The 24,125-nt window shown below is 71.4% G+C and carries 17 protein-coding genes; 15 read left to right on the forward strand and 2 right to left on the reverse strand.

Translation table 11 applies throughout. From position 1 onward, the window contains the following. The 13 genes from C8054_RS14080 to C8054_RS14140 form a co-directional block, all read left to right on the forward strand. A partial coding sequence (locus C8054_RS14080) for a cellulose binding domain-containing protein (RefSeq protein ID WP_199199748.1) occupies positions 1-333 on the forward strand: 333 nt, incomplete at its 5' end. Between the two features lie 82 nt (positions 334-415). Further along, the gene (locus tag C8054_RS14085; RefSeq protein ID WP_107157257.1) at positions 416-1,741 is read left to right on the forward strand and encodes a PHB depolymerase family esterase; all 1,326 of its coding nucleotides are present in this window, start codon (positions 416-418) and stop codon (positions 1,739-1,741) included. Positions 1,742-1,926: 185 nt separating this feature from the next. Then, on the forward strand, positions 1,927-3,066 hold the full coding sequence (chvE, locus tag C8054_RS14090; protein ID WP_107157258.1) for a multiple monosaccharide ABC transporter substrate-binding protein: 1,140 nt from the start codon (positions 1,927-1,929) through the stop codon (positions 3,064-3,066). 85 nt (positions 3,067-3,151) lie between these two features. Further along, on the forward strand, positions 3,152-4,690 hold the full coding sequence (gene mmsA / locus C8054_RS14095) for a multiple monosaccharide ABC transporter ATP-binding protein (protein WP_107157259.1): 1,539 nt from the start codon (positions 3,152-3,154) through the stop codon (positions 4,688-4,690). Next, positions 4,687-5,937 carry a multiple monosaccharide ABC transporter permease gene (mmsB, locus tag C8054_RS14100; protein ID WP_107157260.1) on the forward strand — a complete coding sequence of 417 codons (1,251 nt, stop codon included), beginning with the start codon at positions 4,687-4,689 and terminating at the stop codon, positions 5,935-5,937. The genes mmsA and mmsB overlap by 4 nt, the downstream gene beginning before the upstream one ends. Positions 5,938-6,572: 635 nt before the next feature. After that, the gene (gene araB / locus C8054_RS14105; protein WP_107157261.1) at positions 6,573-8,255 is read left to right on the forward strand and encodes a ribulokinase; all 1,683 of its coding nucleotides are present in this window, start codon (positions 6,573-6,575) and stop codon (positions 8,253-8,255) included. After that, a complete protein-coding gene (locus C8054_RS14110; protein WP_199199749.1) occupies positions 8,252-8,935 on the forward strand; it encodes an L-ribulose-5-phosphate 4-epimerase in 684 nt (227 codons plus the stop codon). Before araB ends, C8054_RS14110 begins: the two co-directional genes overlap by 4 nt. 91 nt (positions 8,936-9,026) lie before the next feature. Next, positions 9,027-10,025 (forward strand): ABC transporter substrate-binding protein, encoded by a 999-nt coding sequence (locus tag C8054_RS14115; RefSeq protein WP_107157262.1) that lies wholly within the window; start codon positions 9,027-9,029, stop codon positions 10,023-10,025. 74 nt (positions 10,026-10,099) lie between these two features. Further along, positions 10,100-11,641, forward strand: a complete 1,542-nt coding sequence (locus C8054_RS14120; RefSeq protein WP_107157263.1) for a sugar ABC transporter ATP-binding protein — start codon at positions 10,100-10,102, stop codon at positions 11,639-11,641. Beyond that, a complete protein-coding gene (locus tag C8054_RS14125) occupies positions 11,638-12,708 on the forward strand; it encodes an ABC transporter permease (protein WP_107157264.1) in 1,071 nt (356 codons plus the stop codon). The genes C8054_RS14120 and C8054_RS14125 overlap by 4 nt, the downstream gene beginning before the upstream one ends. Continuing rightward, on the forward strand, positions 12,705-13,697 hold the full coding sequence (gene yjfF / locus C8054_RS14130) for a galactofuranose ABC transporter, permease protein YjfF (protein WP_107157265.1): 993 nt from the start codon (positions 12,705-12,707) through the stop codon (positions 13,695-13,697). Before C8054_RS14125 ends, yjfF begins: the two co-directional genes overlap by 4 nt. 26 nt (positions 13,698-13,723) lie before the next feature. Further along, on the forward strand, positions 13,724-15,226 hold the full coding sequence (araA, locus tag C8054_RS14135) for an L-arabinose isomerase (protein WP_107157266.1): 1,503 nt from the start codon (positions 13,724-13,726) through the stop codon (positions 15,224-15,226). A gap of 360 nt (positions 15,227-15,586) precedes the next feature. Further along, positions 15,587-16,576, forward strand: a complete 990-nt coding sequence (locus C8054_RS14140; RefSeq protein WP_199199750.1) for a LacI family DNA-binding transcriptional regulator — start codon at positions 15,587-15,589, stop codon at positions 16,574-16,576. Positions 16,577-16,765: 189 nt separating this feature from the next. Here C8054_RS14140 and C8054_RS14145 read toward each other — a convergent pair whose 3' ends face one another. Continuing rightward, the gene (locus C8054_RS14145) at positions 16,766-19,522 is read right to left on the reverse strand and encodes a beta-L-arabinofuranosidase domain-containing protein (RefSeq protein ID WP_107157267.1); all 2,757 of its coding nucleotides are present in this window, start codon (positions 19,520-19,522) and stop codon (positions 16,766-16,768) included. A gap of 64 nt (positions 19,523-19,586) precedes the next feature. Beyond that, positions 19,587-21,065 carry an arabinofuranosidase catalytic domain-containing protein gene (locus C8054_RS14150; RefSeq protein WP_107157268.1) on the reverse strand — a complete coding sequence of 493 codons (1,479 nt, stop codon included), beginning with the start codon at positions 21,063-21,065 and terminating at the stop codon, positions 19,587-19,589. 201 nt (positions 21,066-21,266) lie between these two features. On the opposite strand from C8054_RS14150, the gene C8054_RS14155 reads away from it, so the two are divergent. Beyond that, positions 21,267-22,532 (forward strand): cyanophycinase, encoded by a 1,266-nt coding sequence (locus C8054_RS14155; protein ID WP_199199751.1) that lies wholly within the window; start codon positions 21,267-21,269, stop codon positions 22,530-22,532. A 132-nt stretch (positions 22,533-22,664) separates the two neighbouring features. After that, positions 22,665-24,092, forward strand: a complete 1,428-nt coding sequence (locus tag C8054_RS14160; protein WP_107157269.1) for a hypothetical protein — start codon at positions 22,665-22,667, stop codon at positions 24,090-24,092. Positions 24,093-24,125 lie beyond the last annotated feature (33 nt).

Below are 24,125 nucleotides of genomic sequence, written 5' to 3' on the forward strand. Positions count from 1 at the left end.
ACGCCGCCGCCGAGTCCGACGACGCCGGCGCCGCCGGTGCCGGGTGCGTGTTCGGCGTCGGTGTCGCTGAACTCGTGGACCGGTGGGTTCGTGGCGACGGTGAAGGTGACGGCGGGTTCGGCTGGTACGCGCAGTTGGACGGTGAGTCTGACGTTGCCGGGTGGGGCGAGTGTGACGAACACGTGGAGTGCGACCGCCAGTGGTGGCACCGGCACGGTGCGGTTCGCGAATGTGGACTACAACGGCCAGCTCGGGGCCGGACAGAGCACCGAGTTCGGGTTCCAGGGCACCGGCAGCGCGTCGGGGCTGACCCCGACCTGCGCCGCCCTCTGAGCCCGTCGTCGGCCCGGCCCGCGCGCGTCGCGGGTCGGGCCGACGGCCTCCCTCCCGTCCCCCCGCCTTGGAGGAACCGTCGATGAGAGCGAAGATCGCGCTGTTCGCGGCCGTGCTGGCGACCGCGCTGACGACGGCGGTCGCCGTCGTCAGCGCCGCCGGCCCGGCGTCCGCCGCCGCGCTCACCCAGGTGACGAACTTCGGCACCAACCCGACAAACCTGCAAATGCACCTGTACGTGCCGGACCGGCTCCCGGCCCGGCCGGCCCTGCTGCTGGTCCTGCACTACTGCACCGGCAGCGGTCCGGCCATGCACACCGGCTCCGGCTACAGCCCGCTGGCCGACCGCTACGGGTTCATCGTGATCTACCCGTCGGTGACCCGCAGCAGCAAGTGCTGGGACGTGTCGTCGCCGCAGGCGCTGCGGCGCGGTGGCGGCAGCGACCCGGTCGGTCTCAAGTCGATGATCGACTACGTGATGGGCCGCTACCCGGTCGATCCGGCCCGCATCGGCGTCGCCGGCGCGTCGTCCGGCGCCATGATGACCAACGTGATGGCCGGCGTGTACCCGGACGTCTTCCACGCCGGGGTCAGCTCGTCGGGCGTGCCGTTCGGCTGCTTCGCCACCACCAACGGCTCGGAGTGGAACAGCGAGTGCTCCGGCGGGCGGATCACCAAGACCCCGCAGCAGTGGGGTGACCTGGTCCGCAACGCGTACCCCGGCTACACCGGCCGGCGTCCCCGCATGCAGATCTGGCACGGCACCACGGACACCACGCTGAGCTACGTCAACTTCGGCGAGCAGATCAAGCAGTGGACGAACGTGCTGGGCGTCTCGCAGACCCCGAGCATGACGGACTACCCGCAGGCCAGCGCCACCCGGACCCGCTACGGCGGCACCGGTGGGACGCCGCCGGTCGAGGCGGTCAGCTTCCAGGGCTACGGCCACTCGATTCCGTTCGACGCCGCCCAGGCGGTGCGGTTCCTCGGCTTCGACGGCACCGGGGCGACCACCCCGCCGCCGAGCCCGACCACGCCGCCGCCGAGCCCGACCACCCCGCCGCCGAGCCCGACGACGCCGCCGCCGAGTCCGACGACGCCGGCGCCGCCGGTGCCGGGTGCGTGTTCGGCGTCGGTGTCGCTGAACTCGTGGACCGGTGGGTTCGTGGCGACGGTGAAGGTGACGGCGGGTTCGGCTGGTACGCGCAGTTGGACGGTGAGTCTGACGTTGCCGGGTGGGGCGAGTGTGACGAACACGTGGAGTGCGACCGCCAGTGGTAGCACCGGCACGGTGCGGTTCGCGAATGTGGACTACAACGGCCAGCTCGGGGCCGGACAGAGCACCGAGTTCGGGTTCCAGGGCACCGGCAGCGCGTCGGGGCTGACCCCGACCTGCGCCGCCCTCTGAGCCCGTCGTCGGCGGCGCGACGATCCGTCGTCGCGCCGCCGGCCACCCGCCGGCCTTAGCCGAGCCTTGTTACGAGACCGAGACATGCGCATTTCCCGTCATCGGTTGACGGTGAATCTTGTGAGCGTTAACACTCCGGGGAGGGTTATCCGTGGGTCCGTGAGTACGCAGGGGAGAGGAAGCTCGTGCGCAGACGATTTCTGGCCGCGCTCGGTGGCGTCGCGATCGCCGTCAGCCTGGCCGCATGCAGTGGTGAGGGCGCGGGTGGCGGCGGGGACACCAGCTCGGCCAAGCCCGGCGACCTGACCATCGGCGTCTCGATGCCGACCCAGACCTCGGAGCGGTGGATCGCCGACGGCAACTCGGTGAAGGAGAAGCTCCAGGCCAAGGGCTACAAGGTCGACCTGCAGTACGCCGGCGACGAGATCCCCACCCAGTCGCAGCAGATCGACCAGATGATCACGCAGGGCGCGGACGTGCTGGTGATCGCGCCGATCGACGGCACGGCGCTCAGCGGGCAGCTCCAGGCCGCCGCGGCGGCGAAGATCCCGGTCATCTCCTACGACCGGCTCATCCGCAACAGCCCGAACGTCGACTTCTACGTCAGCTTCGACAACTACAAGGTCGGCGTGGCGCAGGCCAACGCGCTGCTGGTCGGGCTCGGGCTGCAGAACAAGGACGGCTCGAAGGGCACCGCGACCGGCCCGTTCAACGTGGAGCTGTTCGCCGGCTCGCTCGACGACAACAACGCGCACTTCTTCTTCAGCGGCGCGATGGACACGCTCAAGCCGTACTTCGACGCCGGCACGCTGAAGGTGAAGTCCGGCCAGACGAAGATCGAGCAGGTGGCCATCCTGCGCTGGCAGCAGGAGACCGCGCAGAAGCGCATGGAGGACCTGCTCACCTCCAGCTACAACGACGGCAGCAAGGTCGACGGCGTGCTGTCGCCGTTCGACGGCCTGTCCCGGGGCATCATCACCGCCCTGCAGAACGCCGGCTACCGCGGCGGGGCCAAGAAGATGCCGGTGGTCACCGGCCAGGACGCCGAGGTCGCCTCCGTCAAGCTCATCAACGACGGCGTGCAGAGCTCGACCGTCTTCAAGGACACCCGCCTGCTCGCCGACCAGGCCGTGGTCGCCGCCGAGGCGTTCCTGAAGAAGCAGGAGCCCAAGGCGAACGACACCAAGGCGTACGACAACGGCGTCAAGGTCGTGCCCGCGTTCCTGCTGCCGGTGCAGACCGTCTACAAGGACGACATCAAGTCGGCGCTGATCGACTCCGGCTACCTGACCGCCCAGGAGGTCGCCGCCGGCCGGGCCGGCTGAGCCGCTCTCCGGCGGGCCCGGTGACGCACCGCGTCGCCGGGCCCGCCGGCGCACCGACGCGACGGCCACGAGCAGGACGGTTTCCATGAGCGATCACATCCTCGAAATGCGGAACATCACGAAGACCTTTCCCGGAGTGGCCGCGCTCCAGGACGTCTCGCTCGCCGTCCGGCGTGGCGAGATCCACGCGATCTGCGGCGAGAACGGCGCCGGCAAGTCCACCCTGATGAAGGTGCTGTCCGGGGTGTACCCGACCGGCAGCTACGACGGGCAGATCGTCCTCGACGGCGAGCCGGTCGGGTTCCGGGGCATCCGGGACAGCGAGTCCCACGGCATCGTCATCATCCACCAGGAGCTGGCGCTGGTGCCGTACCTGTCGATCGCCGAGAACATCTTCCTCGGCAACGAGCGCCGTGGCCGCGCCGGGCTGATCGACTGGCACCGGACGAACGCGGAGGCCGCGGCGCTGCTGCGCTCGGTCGGGCTGCACGAGAACCCGGTGACCCCGGTGATCCAGCTCGGGGTGGGCAAGCAACAGTTGGTGGAGATCGCCAAGGCGCTGTCCAAGAAGGTGCGGCTGCTCATCCTGGACGAGCCGACCGCGGCGCTCAACGACGTCGACTCGGCGCACCTGCTGGACCTGCTGCGGCGGCTCCGCGACCAGGGCATCACCTGCATCATGATCTCGCACAAGCTGGGCGAGATCACCGCGGTCGCGGACTCGACGACCGTGATCCGGGACGGCCGCACGGTCGAGACGCTGGACATGAGCGACGGCACGGCGACCCAGGACCGGATCATCCGCGGCATGGTCGGTCGCGACCTCGCGGCGTTCTATCCGACCCGGACGTCGACGCCCGGCGCGGAGGTGCTGCGGATCGAGGACTGGACCGTGCGCCACCCGACCCAGGACCGGCTGGTGGTGGACCACGCCTCACTCACGGTCCGCGCGGGCGAGGTGGTCGGCATCGCCGGCCTGATGGGCGCCGGCCGCACCGAGCTGGCGATGAGCGTGTTCGGCCACGCCTACGGCCGGGACATCACCGGCCGGGTCTTCGTCAACGGCCGCCAGGTGCGGGCCCGCACGGTGGCCGAGGCGATCGCCGCCGGCATCGCGTACGCGACCGAGGACCGCAAGCACTACGGCCTCAACCTGATCGACGACGTGCGGGGCAACATCTCGGCCGCCGCGCTCGGCAAGCTCGCGCGCAACGGCTGGATCGACGGCAACGAGGAGATCACGATCGCCGAGCGGGGCCGGCGCGACATGAACATCAAGGCGCCGAGCGTCATGTCGGTGGTGGGCAAGCTCTCCGGCGGCAACCAGCAGAAGGTCGTGCTGGCGAAGTGGCTGTTCACCGACCCGGACGTGCTGATCCTCGACGAGCCGACCCGGGGCATCGACGTCGGGGCGAAATTCGAGATCTACACGATCGTCAACCGCCTGGTGGCGGACGGCAAGGCCGTCGTCATCATCTCCTCCGAGCTGCCCGAGCTGCTCGGCATGTGCGACCGCATCTACACCCTGGCGGCCGGCCGGATCACCGGCGAGGTGCCGGTGGGCGACGCCACCCAGGAGAACCTGATGGAACTCATGACCAAGGACAGGGATCTCGTCGGATGACCAGCACGAAGCCCGCCACCTCCCCGAAGGTCGACGCGCCCGACACCGGTGCGGCCGCCACCCTGAAGACCGGGACCAGTGACCCGCGGACGCTGATCCTCGGCAACCTGCGGCAGAGCGGCATCTACATCGCCCTGGTGGTGATCGTCGCGCTGTTCGCGATCCTCACCGACGGCGTCTCGCTGAGCCCCGGCAACCTCACCAACATCGTTCTTCAGTACTCCTACATCCTGGTGCTCGCGATCGGCATGGTCATCGTGATCATCGGTGGGCACATCGACCTGTCCGTCGGGTCGGTGGTGGCGCTGACCGGCGCGGTCTCGGCCGTGCTGGTGATCCGGGAGGGCATGCCGTGGTGGGTCGGCATCCTCGCCGCGCTCGCCGTGGGTGTCGCGGTGGGCGCCTGGCACGGTCTCTGGGTCGCGTACGCCGGCATTCCGGCGTTCATCGTCACGCTGGCCGGCATGCTGTTGTTCCGTGGCCTGACGCTGCGGGTGCTTGACAACATCTCGCTGTCGCCGTTCCCGGCCGAGTACCAGCGGGTCGCTGCGGGCTTCCTCAACGGCCTGCTCGGCGGGCAGGGCTTCGACGCGTTCACGCTGTTCATCGGCGTCTTCGCGGTCGTGGGGTACGCGGCGAGCGTGTTCCGGACCCGGCTGGCCCGGGTCCGCCACGAGCAGCCGGTGGAGTCGTTCCCGCTCTTCGTGCTGCGGGTGGCGGTGGTCGGCGCCGTCGTCATGTGGTTCGCCTGGCAGCTCGCGCACGCCCGGGGCCTGCCGATCGTGCTGATCGTCCTGGCCGTGCTGGTGCTCGTCTACGGCCTGCTCACCCGCCGTACCGTCTTCGGTCGCCAGGTCTACGCGATCGGCGGCAACCTGCCGGCGGCGACGCTGTCCGGCGTGCGGGTGAAGACGGTCAACTTCTGGGTCTTCGTGAACATGGGCTTCCTCTCCGCGGTGGCCGGCGTGATCTACTCGTCGCGCTCCAACGGGGCCCAGCCGGCGGCGGGCAACATGTTCGAGCTGGACGCGATCGCGGCGGCCTTCATCGGCGGCGCGGCGGTCACCGGCGGGGTGGGCACCGTGGTCGGCGCGATGGTGGGTGGCCTGATCATGGCGGTGATGAGCAACGGTATGCAGCTCATGGGCATCGACCAGTCGATCCAGTCGGTGGTGAAGGGGCTGGTGCTGCTCGCCGCGGTGGCGTTCGACATCTGGAACAAGCGCCGGGCCGCGGGCAGCCGGTGAGCGGCCGGCCGGACGGGGGTGCGCCGTCCGGCCGGCCATCCGGTCGCCGTCGTGCACGCCCGCGGCGGCCGGCCGGCATCCGTCGTGTCGTTCCGCGTCCGATGTCAACGGTCCACGGCCGCGCCGGCGCCCGACCGGATCGACCACTCGTCGCGGCCCGGCCGTCCCTCGCGGGGCGCTGCCGGGTCGTCCCGTCCGGGGTGTGCGCCGTGGCACGGCGAGGGCAGAAATGTTATCGCTGACATCAAACTGTGTAAATCATGGTGCCTGTCGCGGCATGGTCGCCCGGGCGGCCCCCAGGTCGCCGGTCGGGCCGGAAACGAGCCGTTGAGAGCCCCTCTACGGGGCGTCGCGCCGCGTCTCCGGACATCCCTGCGGGTCGCTGCCCGCTCTGCTCGTTCATCGACTTTTGAACATTGATTGTTGTCGCTAACAATGCGCTCCGTCCGGGTGTCGGCCGCCGCTCGCCGGCGTCCGTGGTGGATCTCCGGTCGGCCTGGGCGGGCCGGTCCCCGCGCCGACGGCGGAGGGCGGGGCGTCGCTGTCGGCTCCGTTACGCAGCCGTTGCGCGGAGGTGTCTTGACGGATGTATATGTGAGCGCTAACACTAACTCCGTGACGCGGTGGAGGTGTAGATGAGCGACGTGGAGGCGACCGACCGGTACGTGGTCGGGGTCGATTTCGGCACGCTGTCCGGGCGGGCGCTCGTGGTGCGGGTCCGGGACGGTGCCGAGCTCGGCACCGCGGTGCACGAGTACCGGCACGGGGTGATCGAGACGGCCCTGCCCGACGGCGGCCCGGCGCTGCCCCCGGACTGGGCCCTGCAGGACCCGGACAACTACCGCGACGTGCTGCGCGAGGCGGTGCCGGCCGCGCTGGCCGCCGCCGGGGTGGACCCGGCCCGGGTGGTCGGCATCGGCACCGACTTCACCGCCTGCACCGTGCTGCCGACGCTCGCCGACGGCACGCCGCTGTGCGAGGTCCCGGAACTGCGCCACCGGCCGCACGCCTGGGTCAAGCTGTGGAAGCACCACGCCGCGCAGCCGCAGGCCGACCGGATCAACGCCCTCGCGCACGAGCGCGGCGAGCCGTGGATCGGCCGCTACGGCGGCAAGATCTCCGCCGAGTGGCAGTTCGCCAAGGGGTTGCAGATCCTGGCCGAGGACCCCGAGGTCTACCGGCGGGCCGAGTGCTTCATCGAGGCGGCCGACTGGATCGTCTGGGAGCTGTGCGGCGTCCAGACGCGTAACGTCTGCACCGCCGGCTACAAGGGAATCCGGCAGGACGGCCGCTACCCGTCGCCGGAGTACCTCGCCGCGCTCGACCCGGGCTTCCCCGACTTCGTGGCCAAGCTGGACGGCCCACTGCTGCCGCTGGGCGACCGGGCCGGCGTGCTGAGCGCCCGCGCCGCCGCCTGGACCGGGCTGCCCGAGGGCATCGCGGTCGCGGTCGGCAACGTCGACGCGCACGTCACCGCCGCGTCCGCGCAGGCGCTGCGCCCGGGCCGGCTGGTGGCGATCATGGGCACCTCCACCTGCCACGTGCTCAACGGCACCCACCCCGCCGAGGTCCCCGGCATGTGCGGCGTGGTCGACGGCGGCATCAGCCCGGGCGCCTGGGGCTTCGAGGCCGGGCAGAGCGGCGTGGGGGACATCTTCGGCTGGTTCGTGCGGCACGCCGCCCCGGCCGGCCTCGACTCGCACGAGCGGCTCACCGAGCTGGCCGCCGCCCAGCCGGTCGGCGCGCACGGGCTGGTGGCGCTGGACTGGTGGAACGGCAACCGCTCGCTGCTGGTCAACCACGACCTCAGCGGGCTGGTCGTCGGGCTGACGCTGGCCACCCGGCCGCCGGACGTCTACCGCGCGCTGCTGGAGGCCACCGCGTACGGCACCCGGATGATCGTGGAGGCGTTCGCCGAGGCGGGCGTGCCGGTCGACGACCTGGTGGTGGCCGGCGGGCTCACCTCGAACCGCCTGCTGATGCAGATCTACGCCGACGTCACCAACCGGCCGCTGGGCATCATCGGCTCCGCACAGGGGCCGGCGCTCGGGTCGGCCATCCACGCGGCGGTCGCCGCCGGGGCGTACCCGTCGATCCACGAGGCGTCAGCGGCCATGGGGCGGGTGGACGAGGCCGTCTACCGGCCGATCCCGGAGAACGTGCGGGCGTACGACGCGCTCTACGCCGAGTACCGGGCGCTGCACGACCACTTCGGTCGCGGCGCGAACGACGTCATGCTCCGCCTGCGGGCGATCCGGAACGCGGCGGTGGACGCCGCCGGGACGCCCGCCGACCCCGCCCTGGAGGTGGTCGGATGAACCCCGACATCGCCCGGCAGGTGACCGCGCTCCGCGAGACGGTGGCCCGCCTGCACGGCGAGTTGACCCGCTACCGGCTGGTGGCCTGGACGGCCGGCAACGTCTCCGCGCGCGTCCCCGGCCAGGACCTGATGGTGATCAAGCCGAGCGGCGTGGACTACGACGACCTGACCGCCGACACCATGGTGGTCTGCGACCTCAACGGGGTCGTGGTCGACGGCGCCGGCTCGCCGTCCAGCGACACCGCCGCGCACGCCTACGTCTACCGCGCGATGCCCGAGGTCGGCGGCGTCGTGCACACGCACAGCGGCTACGCCACCGCGTGGGCGGCCCGGGGCGAGGCGATCCCGTGCTGGTTGACCGCGCAGGCCGACGAGTTCGGCGGCGAGATCCCGGTCGGTCCGTTCGCGCTGATCGGCGGCGACGACATCGGCAAGGGCATCGTCAGCACGCTGTCCGGGCACCGCTCGCCCGCGGTGCTCATGCGCAACCACGGCGTGTTCAGCATCGGCCGGGACGCCCGCGCGGCGGTCAAGGCGGCGGTGATGTGCGAGGACGTCGCCCGCACCGCGCACCTGGCCCGCGCGCTCGGGCCGCCGCTGCCGATCGCGTCGGCCGACGTCGACTCGCTCCACGACCGCTACCAGAACGTGTACGGCCAGCGCCCGCCCGCCGGGTGACCCGGACCAGCACCACCTCATCCCACCACCACAACCGGTCGCCCCGGCCCCGCCGGTCGCGCGCCCGGATCCCCCCACCCCGAGGAGAACGATGCGAACCAGGAGTACGGCCCGTACGGTGATCGCGGTCCTGACCGGCGTGCTGCTCGCCGGCGGCATGGTCGCCTGCGGCAACAGCGACACCGGCGGCGATTCCGGCAGCGGCGGCAGTGACAAGCTCGTCCTGGGCTTCTCCCAGGTCGGCGCGGAGAGCGGCTGGCGGACCGCCAACACCACCTCGATCAAGGAGGCGGCGGGTCAGGCCGGCATCGAGCTGAAGTTCGATGACGCGCAGCAGAAGCAGGAGAACCAGATCAAGGCGATCCGGAACTTCATCCAGCAGAAGGTCGACGTCATCGCCTTCTCGCCGGTGGTGGAGTCCGGCTGGGACACCGTGCTCAAGGAGGCCAAGGACGCCAAGATCCCGGTGATCCTGACCGACCGCGCGGTCGACTCGGCCGACAAGTCGCTCTACAAGACGTTCCTCGGCTCGGACTTCGTCAAGGAGGGCCGACTCGCCGGTGAGTGGCTGGTGGAGCAGAAGAAGGCGGCCACCGGTCCGGTCAACATCGTCGAGCTTCAGGGCACGACCGGCTCGGCGCCGGCGAACGACCGGAAGAAGGGCTTCGGCGAGGCCATCGCGGCCAACCCCAACCTGAAGATCGTCGCGTCGCAGTCCGGCGACTTCACCCGCGCCGGCGGCAAGCAGGTCATGGAGCAGTTCCTGAAGGCCAACCCGAAGATCGACGTGCTCTTCGCGCACAACGACGACATGGGCCTGGGCGCGCTCGAGGCGATCACCGCGGCCGGCAAGGTGCCCGGCAAGGACATCACCATCATCACCGTGGACGCGGTGAAGGACGGCATGCAGGCGCTCGCGGACGGCAAGTTCAACTTCATCGCCGAGTGCAGCCCGCTGCTCGGCCCGCAGCTGATGGACCTGGCCAAGAAGGTCAAGGCCGGCGAGGAGGTGCCGCCCCGGATCGAGACCGAGGAGACCACCTTCACGCAGGAGACGGCGAAGGAAGCGCTGCCCAACCGCAAGTACTGAGCCCCACACCGGGGGCCGCCGTCGCACCGACGGCGGCCCCCGTGCCACCACCGTTTCAGAAGAGGTCCGATGGCATGACGGGTGACCGTCCGGTCCTGACCATGACCGGAATCAGCAAGACCTTCCCCGGGGTGCGCGCGCTCCACGACGTCGACTTCCGGCTGTTCCCGGGCGAGGTCCACGCCCTCATGGGCGAGAACGGCGCCGGCAAGTCGACCCTGATCAAGGTGTTGACCGGCGTCTACGGCACCGACGCCGGCACCGTCACGCTCGCCGGTGAGCAGGTGTCCTTCTCCGGTCCGATGCAGGCCGCCGCGGCCGGTGTCAGCACCGTCTACCAGGAGGTCAACCTCTGCACGAACCTGTCGGTGGCGGAGAACATCTCCATCGGCCGAGAGCCCCGCCGGCTGGGCGCCGTGCGCTGGGGCGAGATGCGTCGCCGGGCCCGGGCGCTCCTGGCCCGGCTCGACCTCGACCTGGACGTCGCCGCGCCGCTCGGCACGTACTCGCTCGCCGTGCAGCAGATGGTCGCCATCGCCCGGGCCATCGACGTGCGGGCCCGGGTGCTCATCCTCGACGAACCAACCTCCAGCCTGGACGCCGGCGAGGTCGCCCAGCTCTTCCGGATCATGCGCCAGCTCCGGGACGAGGGGATCGCGATCCTGTTCGTCACGCACTTCCTCGACCAGGTCTACGGCATCGCCGACCGCATCACGGTGCTGCGCAACGGCACCCTGGTGGGGGAGTACCGCACCGAGGAGCTGCCCCAGTTCAGCCTGGTGGAGAAGATGATCGGCCAGGAGCTGGACGTGCTGGAGCGCCTCGACGAGCAGCAGAAACGCGCCACCGTCGCGCCGGACGGGCGAGCTCCGCTGGTGGACGCCACGGAGCTGGGCCGCCGCGGGGCGGTCGCCCCGTTCAGCCTGCGCATCCACGCCGGTGAGGTGGTCGGCCTGGCCGGCCTGCTCGGCTCCGGCCGCACCGAGGTGGCCCGGCTGCTCTTCGGCGCCGACCGCGCCGACCACGGTCAGGTCCTCGTCGACGGCGGCCGGGCGCCGCTGCGTACCCCGATCCAGGCCATCGACCGGGGCATCGGCTTCTGCTCGGAGAACCGCCGCGCGGAGGGCATCGTTCCGGAGCTGTCGGTCCGGGAGAACATGATCCTGGCGATGCAGGCCGCCCGCGGCTGGCTGCGGCCGATCCCGCGTCGCCGGCAGGACGAGCTGGTCCAGAAGTACGTCCAGGCGCTCAGCATCCGGCCGGCGAACCCGGAGCTGCCGGTGCGCAACCTCTCCGGCGGCAACCAGCAGAAGGTGCTGCTGGCGCGTTGGCTCATCACCGAGCCGCGCCTGCTCATCCTCGATGAGCCCACCCGCGGCATCGACATCGGCGCCAAGGCCGAGATCCAGAAACTGGTGGTGCAGCTCTCCGACGGCGGCATGGCGGTGCTGTTCATCTCCGCCGAACTGGAGGAGGTGCTGCGCCTGAGCCACCGGGTCGCCGTCATGCGGGACCGTGAGATGGTCGCCCAGCTCACCAACGACGACACGCTCGACGCGGACCGCGTCATGCGCACCATCGCCAGCGGAACCCCCCGGGAGGAGGTGAACCGATGAACACCCTCACCGACCGCCTCCGCCCGCTGACCGGGCACCGCCTGTTCTGGCCGGCCCTGGTGCTCGTGGTCATGATCCTCGCGAACACGGTCTACCGGCCCGGCTTTCTCGCCGTGGAGGTCAAGAGCGGCCACCTGTACGGCACCCCGATCGACATCCTCCGGTTGAGCGCGCCGCTGATCCTCGTCGCGCTCGGGATGACCCTGGTCATCGCCACCGGTGGCATCGACCTGTCCGTCGGCTCGCTCTGCGCCATCAGCGGCGCGATCGCCTGCCTGCACATCAGTGAGGCGGCCGACCCGAACAGCCCGTCCACGGTGCTCACCGCGCTGGCGCTGGCGTTCGGCGTCGCGCTGGTGCTCGGCGCGTGGAACGGGGTGCTGGTCGCGGTGATCGGCATCCAGCCCATCATCGCCACGCTGATCCTCATGGTGGCCGGCCGGGGAATCGCCCAGCTCGTCACCGAGGGCCAGATCATCACGATCAACTCCGAGCCCTACCGGGCCATCGGGCTCGGGCACTTCCTGACGCTGCCGCTGGCCATCCTGATCGCGCTCGCCGCGGCGTTGCTGGTGGCCGCGTTCACCCGGCGTACCGCGCTCGGGCTGATCGTCGAGTCGGTCGGCGGCAACGCCGAGGCCAGCCGGCTGGCCGGCATCCGGTCCCGGCGGATCGTCTTCCTCGTCTACGTGGTCAGCGCCGCGTGCGCCGCGATCGCCGGCTTCATGGTCACCGCTAACGTGTCCAGCGCGGACGGCAACGCCGCCGGGCTCTGGATCGAACTCGACGCGATCCTCGCGGTGGTCATCGGCGGCACCTCACTGGCCGGTGGCCGGTTCTCGCTCAGCGGCACCGTCCTCGGCGCGCTGATCATCCAGACGCTGACCACCACGGTGTACGCCATGAACATTTCGCCGCAGACGTCGCTGCTGTTCAAGGCCGTCGTCGTCATCGCCGTCTGCCTCGTGCAGGCCCCGGCGTTCCGGGCCCGGTTCCGTCGCCGCCGGCGCGGCGTCGAGCCCGGCCCGGCGACCCCGCAGCGGGAGAAGGAGCAGGTGCCGGCATGACCAGCACGTCGTTGACCACCGGCCGGTCCTGGCGGCCCAGCCTGTCCCGGCGGCACGTCCCCGTCCTGGCCACCCTCACGCTGTTGCTGGTCATGTACGGCATCGGGGTGTCCCAGTACCGCGCCTTCTCCAATGTCCAGGTCATCTTCAACGTCTTCATCGATAACGGTTTCGTGCTCGTGGTCGCGGTCGGCATGACGTTCGTCATCCTCACCGGCGGCATCGACCTGTCCGTGGGCGCGGTGGTCGCGATGACCGCGATGGTGTCGGCCGCGCTGCTGCGCGACGGCATGCCGGCGGCCCTGGTGCTCGTGATCGCGTTGCTCATCGGCCCGATCCTGGGGTTCCTGATGGGCTGCGCGATCCACTTCTTCGACATCCAACCGTTCATCGTCACGCTCGCCGGGATGTTCTTCGCCCGGGGCATGTGCACGTTCATCAGCGGCGCCTCGATCTCCATCACCGACGGCTTCTGGACCGGCATGTCCCAGGAGCGCATCGGCAATCCGGCCGGGAACTTCGTGTCGATAAGTGTGCTGATCGCGTTCGCGGTGGTCCTGGTGGCCGCGTACGTGCTGGCGTACACCCGGTTCGGCCGCAACGTGTACGCGGTCGGCGGCAACGCGCAGTCGGCGCTGCTGATGGGCCTGCCGGTCGGACGCACCCGGATCGCCGTCTACACCATCAGCGGGCTGTGCTCGGCGATCGGCGGCATCCTGCTGTCGTTCTACACGCTCTCCGGCGCGCCGTTGATCGCCGTCGGCATGGAGCTGGACGTGATCGCCGCGGTCGTGATCGGCGGGACCGTCCTCACCGGCGGGTCCGGCTACGTCTTCGGCACCGTTCTCGGCGTGCTGGTGCTCGGCGTCATCCAGACGCTGATCACGTTCGACGGCAGCCTCAACTCCTGGTGGACGAAGATCGTGATCGGCGGGCTGCTCTTCGCGTTCATCCTCCTCCAGCGCCTCATCGGCATCCGGTTCAAGTGACGGCTCCTAGCGCGGAAGGCAACAACATGGCAACTCACCCCCAGCCCGAGGTCTGGTTCCTCACCGGCAGCCAGGGCCTCTACGGCGAGGACACGCTCCGGCAGGTCGCCGACCAGTCCCGGGAGATCGCCGCCCGGTTGGACGCCTCGCCGGACATCCCGGTCCGGGTGTGCTGGAAGCCGGTCCTGACCTCCAGCGCGGACATCCTGGCCGTGTGCCGGGACGCGGCCGTGCAGGGCGCGGTCGGGGTGATCGCCTGGATGCACACGTTCTCGCCGGCGAAGATGTGGATCGCCGGGCTGGACGCGCTGCAGACGCCGCTGCTGCACCTGCACACGCAGGCCAACGTGGCGCTGCCGTGGGACACCATCGACATGGACTTCATGAACCTGAACCAGGCCGCGCACGGCGACCGCGAGTTCGGGTACATCCAGACCCGGCTCGGGGTGGCCCGCAAGACGATCGCCGGCCACGTCACCGACCCGCGGGTGGTCGGCCGGGTGGGGGCCTGGGCCCGCGCGGCGGTCGGCTGGTCGTCGATGCGGACGCTGCGGCTGGCCCGGTTCGGCGACAACATGCGCGACGTCGCGGTGACCGAGGGGGACAAGGTCGAGGCGGAGCTGCGGTTCGGCGTCTCGGTCAACACCTACGGCGTGAACGATCTGGTCGACGCGGTCGACGCGGTCGCCGACGCGCAGGTGGACGACCTGGTCAAGGAGTACGACGACACCTACCGGGTGGACGCCGCGCTGCGTCCCGGCGGTGACCGGCACGACTCGCTGCGCTACGCCGCCCGCCAGGAGTTGGGTCTGCGCGCGTTCCTGGACACCGGCGGCTTCCGCGCGTTCACCACGAACTTCGAGGACCTGGGCGGCCTGCGCCAGCTTCCCGGCATCGCGGTGCAGCGGCTGATGGCCGAGGGGTACGGCTTCGGCGGGGAAGGGGACTGGAAGACCTCCGTGCTGGTCCGGACGCTGAAGGCGATGGCCGTCGGCGTCGAGGGCGGCACGTCCTTCATGGAGGACTACACCTACGACCTGACGTTCGGGCACGAGCTGGTGCTCGGCGCGCACATGCTGGAGGTGTGCCCGAGCATCGCCGCGGACGTGCCGACGGCGGAGGTGCACCCGCTGGGCATCGGTGGGCGGGAGGACCCGGTCCGGCTGGTCTTCAACGCAGCGTCCGGCCCGGCGGTGGTGCTCGGCATGGCCGACATGGGGGAGCGGTTCCGGCTGGTGGCCAACGTGGTCGACGTGGTGCCGCCGCCGCAGCCGTTGCGCCGGCTGCCGGTGGCCCGCGCGGTCTGGCGGCCCCGGCCGGACCTGTCCGGTTCGGCGGAGGCGTGGATCACGGCGGGCGCGCCGCACCACACCGTGCTCTCCCAGGCGGTGGGTGTGGAGGAGCTGCGCGATCTGGCCGCGATGACGCGTACCGAGCTGGTGGTCATCGACGGCGACACCGAGGCGCACCGCTTCGCCGACGAGCTGCGCTGGAACCAGGCGTACTACCGGCTCGCCCGCGGATTCTGACCGGGCCGGCAGTTCTGCACCGGAAACCGGTTCGGTCGCCGTGACGCGGGTCACCATTTTCCGCGCCCGACGCGTCGGAGAATTGCCCGGGGTGGGGTGCCGGCACTCGCCGGAAATGCCCCACCCCGGTCCTCCGACCGGTCCGGAGCTGCGGCTTCCCCGTGGTCGCCAGGAATGGAGAATGGGCTCGTCGTCAATTCTCCGATAATCCGACAGGATGACGCGAACGGTGGATCGACCGTACCGTGACCGGTGGGACAACTGGCGTAGACTGTCGCCACCCGGGCCGGCCGGTCGACGTCGACCCGGTTCGGCCACGTGGGCAGTGGCGAAAGTGAGGTGGCCGTGCGCGGTCCTGCGATGACGGACGTGGCACGCCTCGCCGGCGTCTCGCACCAGACGGTCTCCCGGGTGTTGAACGGGCATCCCAACGTGCGGGAGCAGACCCGACTGCGGGTCCAGGCGGCGATCACCGAACTCGGCTACCGACCCAACCGCGCGGCCCGCGCGCTGGTCACCGGCCGATCCCAGGTGATCGGCGTGGTAGCGCAGAACACCACGCTCTACGGTCCGGCCTCGCTGCTGGCCGCGCTGGAGCAGACCGCCGCCGAGGCCGGCTTCGCGGTCAGCGTCGGCAGCGTCAGCGACCTCGACCACCGGTCCATCTCGGCCGCGGTGGAGCGTCACCTCGCGCACCGGGTGGCCGGCATCGTGGTGATCGCGCCGGTCGAGTCGGCCGGCGAGGCACTGGAACGGCTGCCCCACGACGTGCCGCTGGTGACCGTCGACGGCGATCCGCGCCGGCCGATCCCGCTGGTGACGGTGGACCAGGTGGCCGGTGCCCGGGCCGCCACCCAGCACCTGCTCGACGCCGGGCACCGCACGGTCTGGCACGTGTCCGGCCCGTCGGACTGGTTCGACAGCGCCGGCCGGATCGAGGGCTGGCGCGAGGCACTGCGGCTCGCCGGCGCCGAGGTGCCGCCGCTGGTCCCGGCGGACTGGTCGGCTGCGGCGGGCTACCGGTGCGGTCAGATGCTGGCCCGGATGCCGGAGGTCACCGCCGTCTTCACCGCCAACGACCACCTGGCGCTCGGTGTGCTGCGGGCGTTGCACGAGCACGGCCGGCGGGTGCCGGACGACATCAGCGTGGTCGGTTTCGACGACGTGCCCGAGGCGGCCTACTTCATCCCGCCGCTGACCACCGTGCGGCCCGACTTCGGGGCGGTGGCCCGGGCGAGCCTCGATCTGCTGCTGACCCAGATCGAGTCCGCCAGTGTCGGGCCGCTGCGGCAGACCATCGCGCCGGCGCTGGTCCCGCGCCGCAGCGTCGGCCCACCCCCGGTGCGCTGAGCCTCGCCCCCGCTGCGCTGAGCGGTTCTCGGCCCACCCCGGCCCCGCGTCGCGCCGGGGCGTCCGCCGGGCGCGTCCGATCAGCCGGCCCGCGCGGCGGGGCGGAGCCGTCGCCGCCGGGTCGCCCGGCCCGGCGGCGACGGCGTCACCACGGAGGTACGCGGGGCGGGGCGCCGCGTACCCCGAGTCTCAGACGAAGCGCCAGCGCTGGTGCGCGGCGCCGGAGTCGTCGCCGAGCACGGCCTGTGCCCCCTGGCTGCCGGAGCCGCCGCTCAGGCCGAGCACCCGACCGCCGTTCGCGCACTGGATCCGGAAGTAGCCGTTCCCGCCGTGGCGCAGCCGCCAGCGGTGGTCGGCGGCGCCGTTGTCGGCCCACTGGACGATCCGCGCGCCGGCGGCGGAGGAGCCGCCCTCGACGCCGAGCACCCGGCCGCTGTTCGAGTTGCGCAGCCGCAGGTAGCCGCCGGTGTCCACGAGCGCGGTCCAGAGGTGGTCGGCGGTGCCGGAGTCGCCCCACTGGATGACCAGTCCGCCGTCGGCGGTGGACATGTCCTGCACGCCGAGCACGAGCCCGCTGCCGAGGTTCTGGAGCCGCCGGGCGCCGTTGGGCAGGAAACGCCACTGGTTGTCCGCGCCGCCGTTGTCCGGATCCTGCACCGCCGTCGCGCCCTGCGCGGTCGAGCCGCCGGAGATGCCGAGCAGCTTGCCGCTGTTGACGTTGCGCAGCTTGTGGGTGCCGTCGCCGACGTCGACCACGGTCCAGAGGTGGTCGGCGGTGCCGTTGTCGGCCCACTGGAGGATCCGCGCGTTGTCGGTGGTGGACATGTTCTCCACACCGAGCACCTTGCCGCTGTTGACGTTGCGGAGTTTCAGCGCCGACCCGTCGACCAGGAGCTGCCAGTCGTGGTCGGCGGTGCCGGTGTCGCCCCACTGGAGGGCCAGCCCGCCGTCGGCGGTGGACATGTTCTGGATGCCCAGCACGAGCCCGCTGGCGACGTTGGCCAGCCGGAAGCTCGCCTCGCCGCCACCGCCGCCGCCCGTGCCGGCCCGCCAGTAGACCGTGTAGTTGAACCCGTGCGCGTCGTAGAACGGTCCGAGGTTGACGGCGGCGCCGTTCGCGGTGGCGGTGAACGCCAGCGAGCCGCCCCCGGTCCGGGTGACCGAGGCGACGTCCAGCGTCGGCAGCGCGCTCAGCGTGGCGTTGCCGTAGTTGCCGGAGAGCACCACCGGCCCGTACATGACCGCCTGGACCGCCGCGTCGTCGTTGGCGGCCATCGTGGTCACGCGCATCGGCAGGCGGACCGTGACCACGTCCCCGGCGGCCCAGTCGCGGGTCAGCACGGCGTAGCTGCCGGGCGTGGTGGCGATGCCCTGCGCCGTGCCGTTGACGCTGACGGTCGCTCCGGTGGTCCACGACGGGATCCGGATCCGCATCGTCCACGACCCGGCCACCGAGCCGGTGACGGTGAGCGTCGTGGTGTCCGAGACCGGGTACGAGGTGCTCTGGGTGACCGTGATGCCGCGCTGGCTCCAGGTGAGCACCGAGGGCAGGAACAGGTTGACGGTCAGCGTGGTGCCGTTGTGGTAGTAGATGCCGTCGGCCAGGTTGGTGTTGGTCTCCAGCCCGGTGCCCTGGCAGCACCAGAAGGAGTTGTAGTCGGTGCTCCAGGTGCCGCCGCCCCAGGCCGGGCCGACCCCGCGTCGACCGCCCGGGTTCAGCGGGGTGAAGTACGTGACGTGGCCGTGGCTGTCGGCCGGGTTCTGCTGGCCGATCATGTGGTTGAGCAGCGCCCGCTCGTAGAAGTCGACGTATCCGACCCGGTCGGGGTCGAGCTGCCACAGCTCCCGGGTCAGCTTGAGCATGTTGTAGGTGTTGCACGCCTCGCAGGTGTCGTTGCGCAGGTAGCCGGCGATGGCGTTGGGCGCGCGGAAGTGCTCGGCCTGGCTGTTGCCGCCGATGGCGTACGTGTGCGCGCCGACGGTGATGGTCCAGGCGTTGGTCGCGATGTCGCGGTAGCGGGTGGTGCCGGTGGCCTTGTACTCCCGGGCCGCGCCGATCCACTTCGGCACCTGGGTGTTCGCGTGCAGTCCGTTGAGCTGGTCGGAGTTCGACGCGAGCGGGTTGAACACCGCGGCGTGGTCGAAGCGCTGCGCCGTGGTCAGCCATCGGGCGTCGCCGGTCTGCTGGTAGAGGTCGGTGAGCACCGCGTTCATGCCGCCGAACTCGGTGCCGAGCATGGCCTGCATCTGGGCCGAGGTGAGCCGGCCGGTGCGCTGGTCGACCCAGCCGGCGAGCGCCAGCAGCACGTCGCGGGCCTGGGTGCTGCCGATCAGGCGCCACACGTCGAGCAGGCCGGCCAGCGTCTTGTGGACGCAGTAGTACGGCACGTTGCCGTTGCTCAGCGTCCGGGCCTCCAGCGCGGCGAAGTCGGACTCTCCGAAGCCGGACAGGTAGCCGGCGCTGAAGCCGGCCGCGCCGTTGTTGGCCTGGCACTTCGCCAGCTCGGCGACCATGGTGACCGCCTTGTCCCGGCAGGTGGTGTCGCCGGTCACCGCCCAGGCCTGCGCCCAGGCGGTCAGGAAGTGGCCCTGCATGTGGGTGCGGAACGGGAAGTTCGGCGCGTCCCAGCCACCGTTGGCGGCGGCCCCGGCGGTGGAGAGCCGGTGGTTGGCGCGGAAGTTGTAGAGCAGCCGGTTGACGTCGACGAAACGCAGGTAGGCCAGCGTGCGGTTCTGGTTGTCCAGCCAGCGGCTCGCGGTCAGCCGTACCTGGCCGGGGTCGAACGCGTACGCGGAGACGCCGATGTCCGGGCGGGCCGGGGCCAGCGCCGCGCCGGCCGCGCCACCGCCGGTGAGGGAACCGACGGCGGCGCCGGCGGTGGCCGCGACGGCGGTCGCGCCGGTCGCCTGCAGGAGCAGCCGGCGGTTCATGAGGGGAGCGGGCATGCGAAGCCTCCGGGACGGGAGTACGGGGTCGGCCGGGCGGGCCGTCGCCCGCCCGGCCGCCGGATCAGTTGCGCAGGTTCCACTGCTGGTTGGCGCCGCCGTTGCAGGTCCAGAGCGCGACCTTGGTGCCGTTCGCGGTGCCCTGGCTGGTGGCGTCGAGGCAGAGCCCGGACTGGGCGCTGCTGATGGTGCCGTTGCCGTTGAGGTTCCACTGCTGGTTGGCCTGGCCGTTGCAGTCCCAGATGATGGCCCGGGTGCCGGCGGTGGTCCCGGACGCCTCGGCGTCGAGGCACTTGTTGCCGTACACCTGGAGTTGCCGGGCGGCGGTGTAGGTCCAGCGCTGCATGGTGCCGCCCCAGCAGTCCCAGAGCTGCACCTGGGTGCCGTTGGCGGTGCTGCCGTTCGGCACGTCGACGCAGCGGCCCGACTGGCCGCCGACGATCTCCACGTTCTGCCGGCTGCCGCCGGTGGCCGCCGCGTAGCCGGCGGCGGTGATGTTGGCCTGGACCGCGTTCTCGGTGGCGTCGGTCGGGTAGCCGGAGGTCATCACGCCCTCGTAGAACGTGCCGGCGGAGCCGTGGCTGTTGTCGCCGCCGATGCCGAGGATGATCGCGCCCTCCTTCTTCATCGGGTTGTAGCCGGGCGCGTTGGGGCGGGGCCCGTTGTAGTACGTGGACAGCCCGCCGGACTGCGCGTTGCCGCCCCGGATGGCCCAGTGGTTCGGCTCGCCCTTGACGATCGCGGTCAGGAACCGGTGGCTCACCGACGGGTCGTTGGCGTTGTAGCCGGGATTGACGCCGGAGAAGAGGCCGTTCTCCAGGTCCGCCATGATCCAGGGGCCGTTGCCGGTGCCGTAGCCCCAGACCTTGATGTTGCCGAAGTAGATGGCTTCCATGGTGCCGTTGCCGTTGTCGCGGCTGTTGGTTTCGGCGTTGCCGTAGTCGAAGCAGCAGCCGCCGTTGTAGTGGGTGCCGTCGAAGATGGCGTACATGCCCTCGGGTTGGTCGCCCTTGGCGATGCCGTTCGTGGTGTTGTCGCGGTAGCCGGTGCCGGGCGCCACGAACACCCCGTACGCCTTGCGGCCGTTCAGCGTGACCGGGGCGAGGGTGGCGTCGGCGAGGTTGTCGTAGCCGCCGGCCGCCGGGCCGGAGAACCCGCCGGGCGGGGCCTGGGTCAGGTGGTTGCCGCGGCCGGACTGGTCGTAGATGACGCTGATCAGGCAGCTCGTGTTGGCGCAGAACGCATCCTGGGTGGCGGCGTTCGCCACGTCGCCGGCGGCGAGCGGGGCGACGTCGCGGGTGGTGTTGTCGGACGCCCGGCGCAGCTGGTAGAGCGGCCCGGCGTAGGCGCCGTACAGCGCGCGGGTGGTGCTGTGCGCGGCCACGCAGGGCGTGCCGCCGGCGGCGTAGATGTCGCAGGGGCCGGTGCCGGCGGCGCGCGCCGGGGACGCGTCCGGGGCGAGCACGGACGCGGTCACGGCGACCAGCAGGGCCAGGGGGGCGAGTGCGACCGTCAGGCGACGACGGGTGGTGGTGGGGTCCATCGATCCTCCTCCGACGGAGATGACGACCAAGTTAACGCTAACAATCGCCCTTAGCGTGGCGTTTACATAGTCGGCTGTCAACGCTTCGTTGGCGGGTGAGATCAACGAGCAACGATGTTAGCGCTCTCAACATTGTCGCTGCGGCATGGATGCCGTACGCTCTGCTCGCGGCCCGCCCTCACGGTTCTGTGAGGAGCAACCATGCCCTTGAACCGCCTGCTGACCCTGGGGGTCGGCGCCTGCGCGGCGGTCGCGCTCAGTGTGCCGGTCGCCGCGGTCCCGGCCTCGGCCACCGCGTCCCACCCGCACCGCCATGGCGGCAGTCTGGTGCTGGTCGGTGGCGCGCTCGCCGACGACAACCGGGAGATCTACGACGACATCGTCCGGCTGGCCGGCGGCCCCGGAAAGGCCCGGATCGGCATCCTCACCGCGGGCGCTCCGGTGCCCGCCGAGGATCCCGACGCCGGCACGCCGGACTGCAACAACAGCGTCTGCAACGGCGAGTACTACGCGGACCTGTTCCGCTCCTACGGGGTGGCCGACGCCCGGTGGATCCCGATCGACCTGGACCACCCGGGCGCCGCCGACGATCCGGCGGTGGTCCGGCGGATCGAGTCGATGACCGGGTTCTTCCTCGGCGGCGGCGACCAGTACCGCTACGTCACCACGATGACCCGGGGTGCGGCGCAGCGGGACAGCGCGGCGCTGGCCGCGATCCGGCGCAAGCTGCGCGGCGGCGCGGTGGTCGCCGGCACCAGCGCGGGCGCGCAGATCATGGCGGGCCGGGACATGATCACCGGCGGTGCGACCGAGCCGGGGCTGCGTGACGGCGCGAAGCCGGGCTACTTCGACGACCCGGACGTGCTCGGCTACCTGCCGCGCGGCGGGTTCGGGTTCTTCACCGCCGGGCTTGTCGACACGCACTTCTCCCGCCGGGGGCGGGAGGCGCGGTCGATCCGCCTCGCCTCGGACACCGGGCACCAGCGGGTGTTCGGCCTGGACGAGAACACCGCGCTGGAGGTGACCGGCGTCGGCGGCCGGCGGCAGTCGCTGCGGGTGCTCGGGCAGCGCGGGGTCGGCGTGCTGGACCTGCGCCGGGCCCGGGTCACCGACCACGGCGGGGTGTGGGGGATCGAGGGCGTGCGGTGGAGCCGGCTCACCGCCGGGGACGCGTACGACGCGCCGCGGTGGCGGCTGGTGCCGGCCGCCGGCAAGCCGCGCGTCCGGCCGGCCGCCGGTGCGTGCACCGCGACGCCGTCCGAGGACGTCTTCTACGACTACGCCATGGTCGGGCTGGTGGAGGACGGGCTGGCCGCTCGTGCCGGGTGCGTGACGGTCGGCGGCACGTCGTACGAGAAGGACCCGACGTGGGTGGCGCGGCTGACCCGGGGCGCCGGCTTCGCGGCCTGGCGGGGCGCGACGGCCACCACGTTCACCGACGTGGTGGTCGGCATCCGACCGGCCTGACGCGGGCGCGGCGGCGTCGGACCGTGGGTCCGGCGCCGCCGTCACATCGATGTAACAGAAGTTACGTATTGAGCAGTGAACTTAATGGATGTAACTTCTGTTTCATCGCTTCGTGGCCCCTCGGAGGTGCCCATGTCCCCTTCCCGCAACTCTCGCCGACTCACCGTGACGGCGGCCGTCGCCGCGCTGCTCACCGTCGCCCCGCTCGGCGTCACCGCCGCGCACGCCCAGGTCACCCGGGTACGCCAGGGCAGCGCCACGGACGCCAGCCGGGCGAGCTGGTCCGGCCCGGCGTACACCATGAACGGCTCCGGCGGCATCGTCACCGCCACCATGACCAGGGCGATCGACGCGATCCGCGGCGGCACCGGCGCGATCGACGTGGTGGTCATCGCCGGCTCCGGCTCCGGCACCCCCGAGTGCGACGTGATCACGCCGCTGGCCGGCGTCAACTCCTGCACCACGCTCACCCTGACCGCCACCGCGGACGGCAACAACAGCCAGGTCAACACGGACATCCGCAACGCCGAGTTCGTCTACTTCGCCGGTGGTGACCAGTGCCGTTACGTGGCCTGGAAGGGCACCGCGCTGGAGGCGTCGGTGGAGTCGGTGGTGGCCAAGGGCGGCGGCGTCGGCGGTGGCAGCGCCGGGCACCACGTCAACAGCGACGTGGTCTACGACGCCTGCGCCGCGAGCGCCACCTCGGCGACCGCGCTGGCCAACCCGTACGACAGGTCGTTGACGTTCACCACCGGCATGTTCCGCTGGCCGAACTACGCCGGCACGATCAACGACTCGCACTTCGTCACCCGGGACCGGATGGGCCGGACCATCGCGTTCGTGGCCCGGGCGGTCAAGGACGGGCTGGTCACCGGCGGCAAGGCGTGGGGCGTCGGGGTCGAGGAGGGCGCGTCGCTCTACGTGGACCGGGCCGGCCGGGCCACGCTCAGTGGCCCGAGCGCGTACGTGGTGCTCGGCGACCACCAGCCCGAGGTGGCGGTGTCCGGGCAGCCGCTGACGTACACCGGCGTCAAGATCTGGAAGCTGACCAACGGGCAGAGCTACGACTTCGCCAACCGGCCCACCTGCGGCTACTACCTGCGCAGCGTGCGCGCCGGCGTACCGGACAGCAGCCTCTACAGCGGCACGCCGGTGACCGACTGCTCGTCCACCCCGCCGCCGTCGGGCGGGTCGTCCTACGCCGAGGTGGAGCCGAACGACTCCCGGACCGCCGCGAACGACATCTCCGGACTGACCTACCCGGCCACCGTCACCGGGGACATGGAGAGCACCGCCGACCGGGACTACTTCTCGCTCACGCTCGGCAGTGGACAGACGCTGACCGTGAACTGCGCGGTGCCGTCCGCCTACGACGCGGACCTGTACCTGCTCAGCGCCACCGGCAGCACGCTGACCCGGTCGGTGAACGACGGCGCCGGGGCGGACGAGTCGGTCACGCTGACCCGGACCGCCGCCGGCTCGGCCACCTACCACCTCGACCTGGAGGCGTACGCCGGCTCCGGCGCCGCCGACTACGCCTGCGCGATCACGAAGTCCTGACCGGAACGGGTTCGTGGGCGGGCGGGCGACGCC

The organism is Micromonospora sp. RP3T, assembly GCF_003027925.1.
GTDB lineage: Bacteria > Actinomycetota > Actinomycetes > Mycobacteriales > Micromonosporaceae > Micromonospora.

Bases quoted from the DNA above. Each gene is read 5' to 3' on its own strand.
- C8054_RS14085 (WP_107157257.1), top strand. From the start codon at position 416: ATGAGAGCGAAGATCGCGCTGTTCGCGGCCGTGCTGGCGACCGCGCTG.
- mmsA (WP_107157259.1), top strand. From the start codon at position 3,152: ATGAGCGATCACATCCTCGAAATGCGGAACATCACGAAGACCTTTCCC.
- mmsB (WP_107157260.1), top strand. From the start codon at position 4,687: ATGACCAGCACGAAGCCCGCCACCTCCCCGAAGGTCGACGCGCCCGAC.
- araB (WP_107157261.1), top strand. From the start codon at position 6,573: ATGAGCGACGTGGAGGCGACCGACCGGTACGTGGTCGGGGTCGATTTC.
- C8054_RS14110 (WP_199199749.1), top strand. From the start codon at position 8,252: ATGAACCCCGACATCGCCCGGCAGGTGACCGCGCTCCGCGAGACGGTG.
- C8054_RS14115 (WP_107157262.1), top strand. From the start codon at position 9,027: ATGCGAACCAGGAGTACGGCCCGTACGGTGATCGCGGTCCTGACCGGC.
- C8054_RS14120 (WP_107157263.1), top strand. From the start codon at position 10,100: ATGACGGGTGACCGTCCGGTCCTGACCATGACCGGAATCAGCAAGACC.
- C8054_RS14125 (WP_107157264.1), top strand. From the start codon at position 11,638: ATGAACACCCTCACCGACCGCCTCCGCCCGCTGACCGGGCACCGCCTG.
- yjfF (WP_107157265.1), top strand. From the start codon at position 12,705: ATGACCAGCACGTCGTTGACCACCGGCCGGTCCTGGCGGCCCAGCCTG.
- araA (WP_107157266.1), top strand. From the start codon at position 13,724: ATGGCAACTCACCCCCAGCCCGAGGTCTGGTTCCTCACCGGCAGCCAG.
- C8054_RS14140 (WP_199199750.1), top strand. From the start codon at position 15,587: ATGACGGACGTGGCACGCCTCGCCGGCGTCTCGCACCAGACGGTCTCC.
- C8054_RS14145 (WP_107157267.1), bottom strand. From the start codon at position 19,522: ATGCCCGCTCCCCTCATGAACCGCCGGCTGCTCCTGCAGGCGACCGGC.
- C8054_RS14150 (WP_107157268.1), bottom strand. From the start codon at position 21,065: ATGGACCCCACCACCACCCGTCGTCGCCTGACGGTCGCACTCGCCCCC.
- C8054_RS14155 (WP_199199751.1), top strand. From the start codon at position 21,267: ATGCCCTTGAACCGCCTGCTGACCCTGGGGGTCGGCGCCTGCGCGGCG.
- C8054_RS14160 (WP_107157269.1), top strand. From the start codon at position 22,665: ATGTCCCCTTCCCGCAACTCTCGCCGACTCACCGTGACGGCGGCCGTC.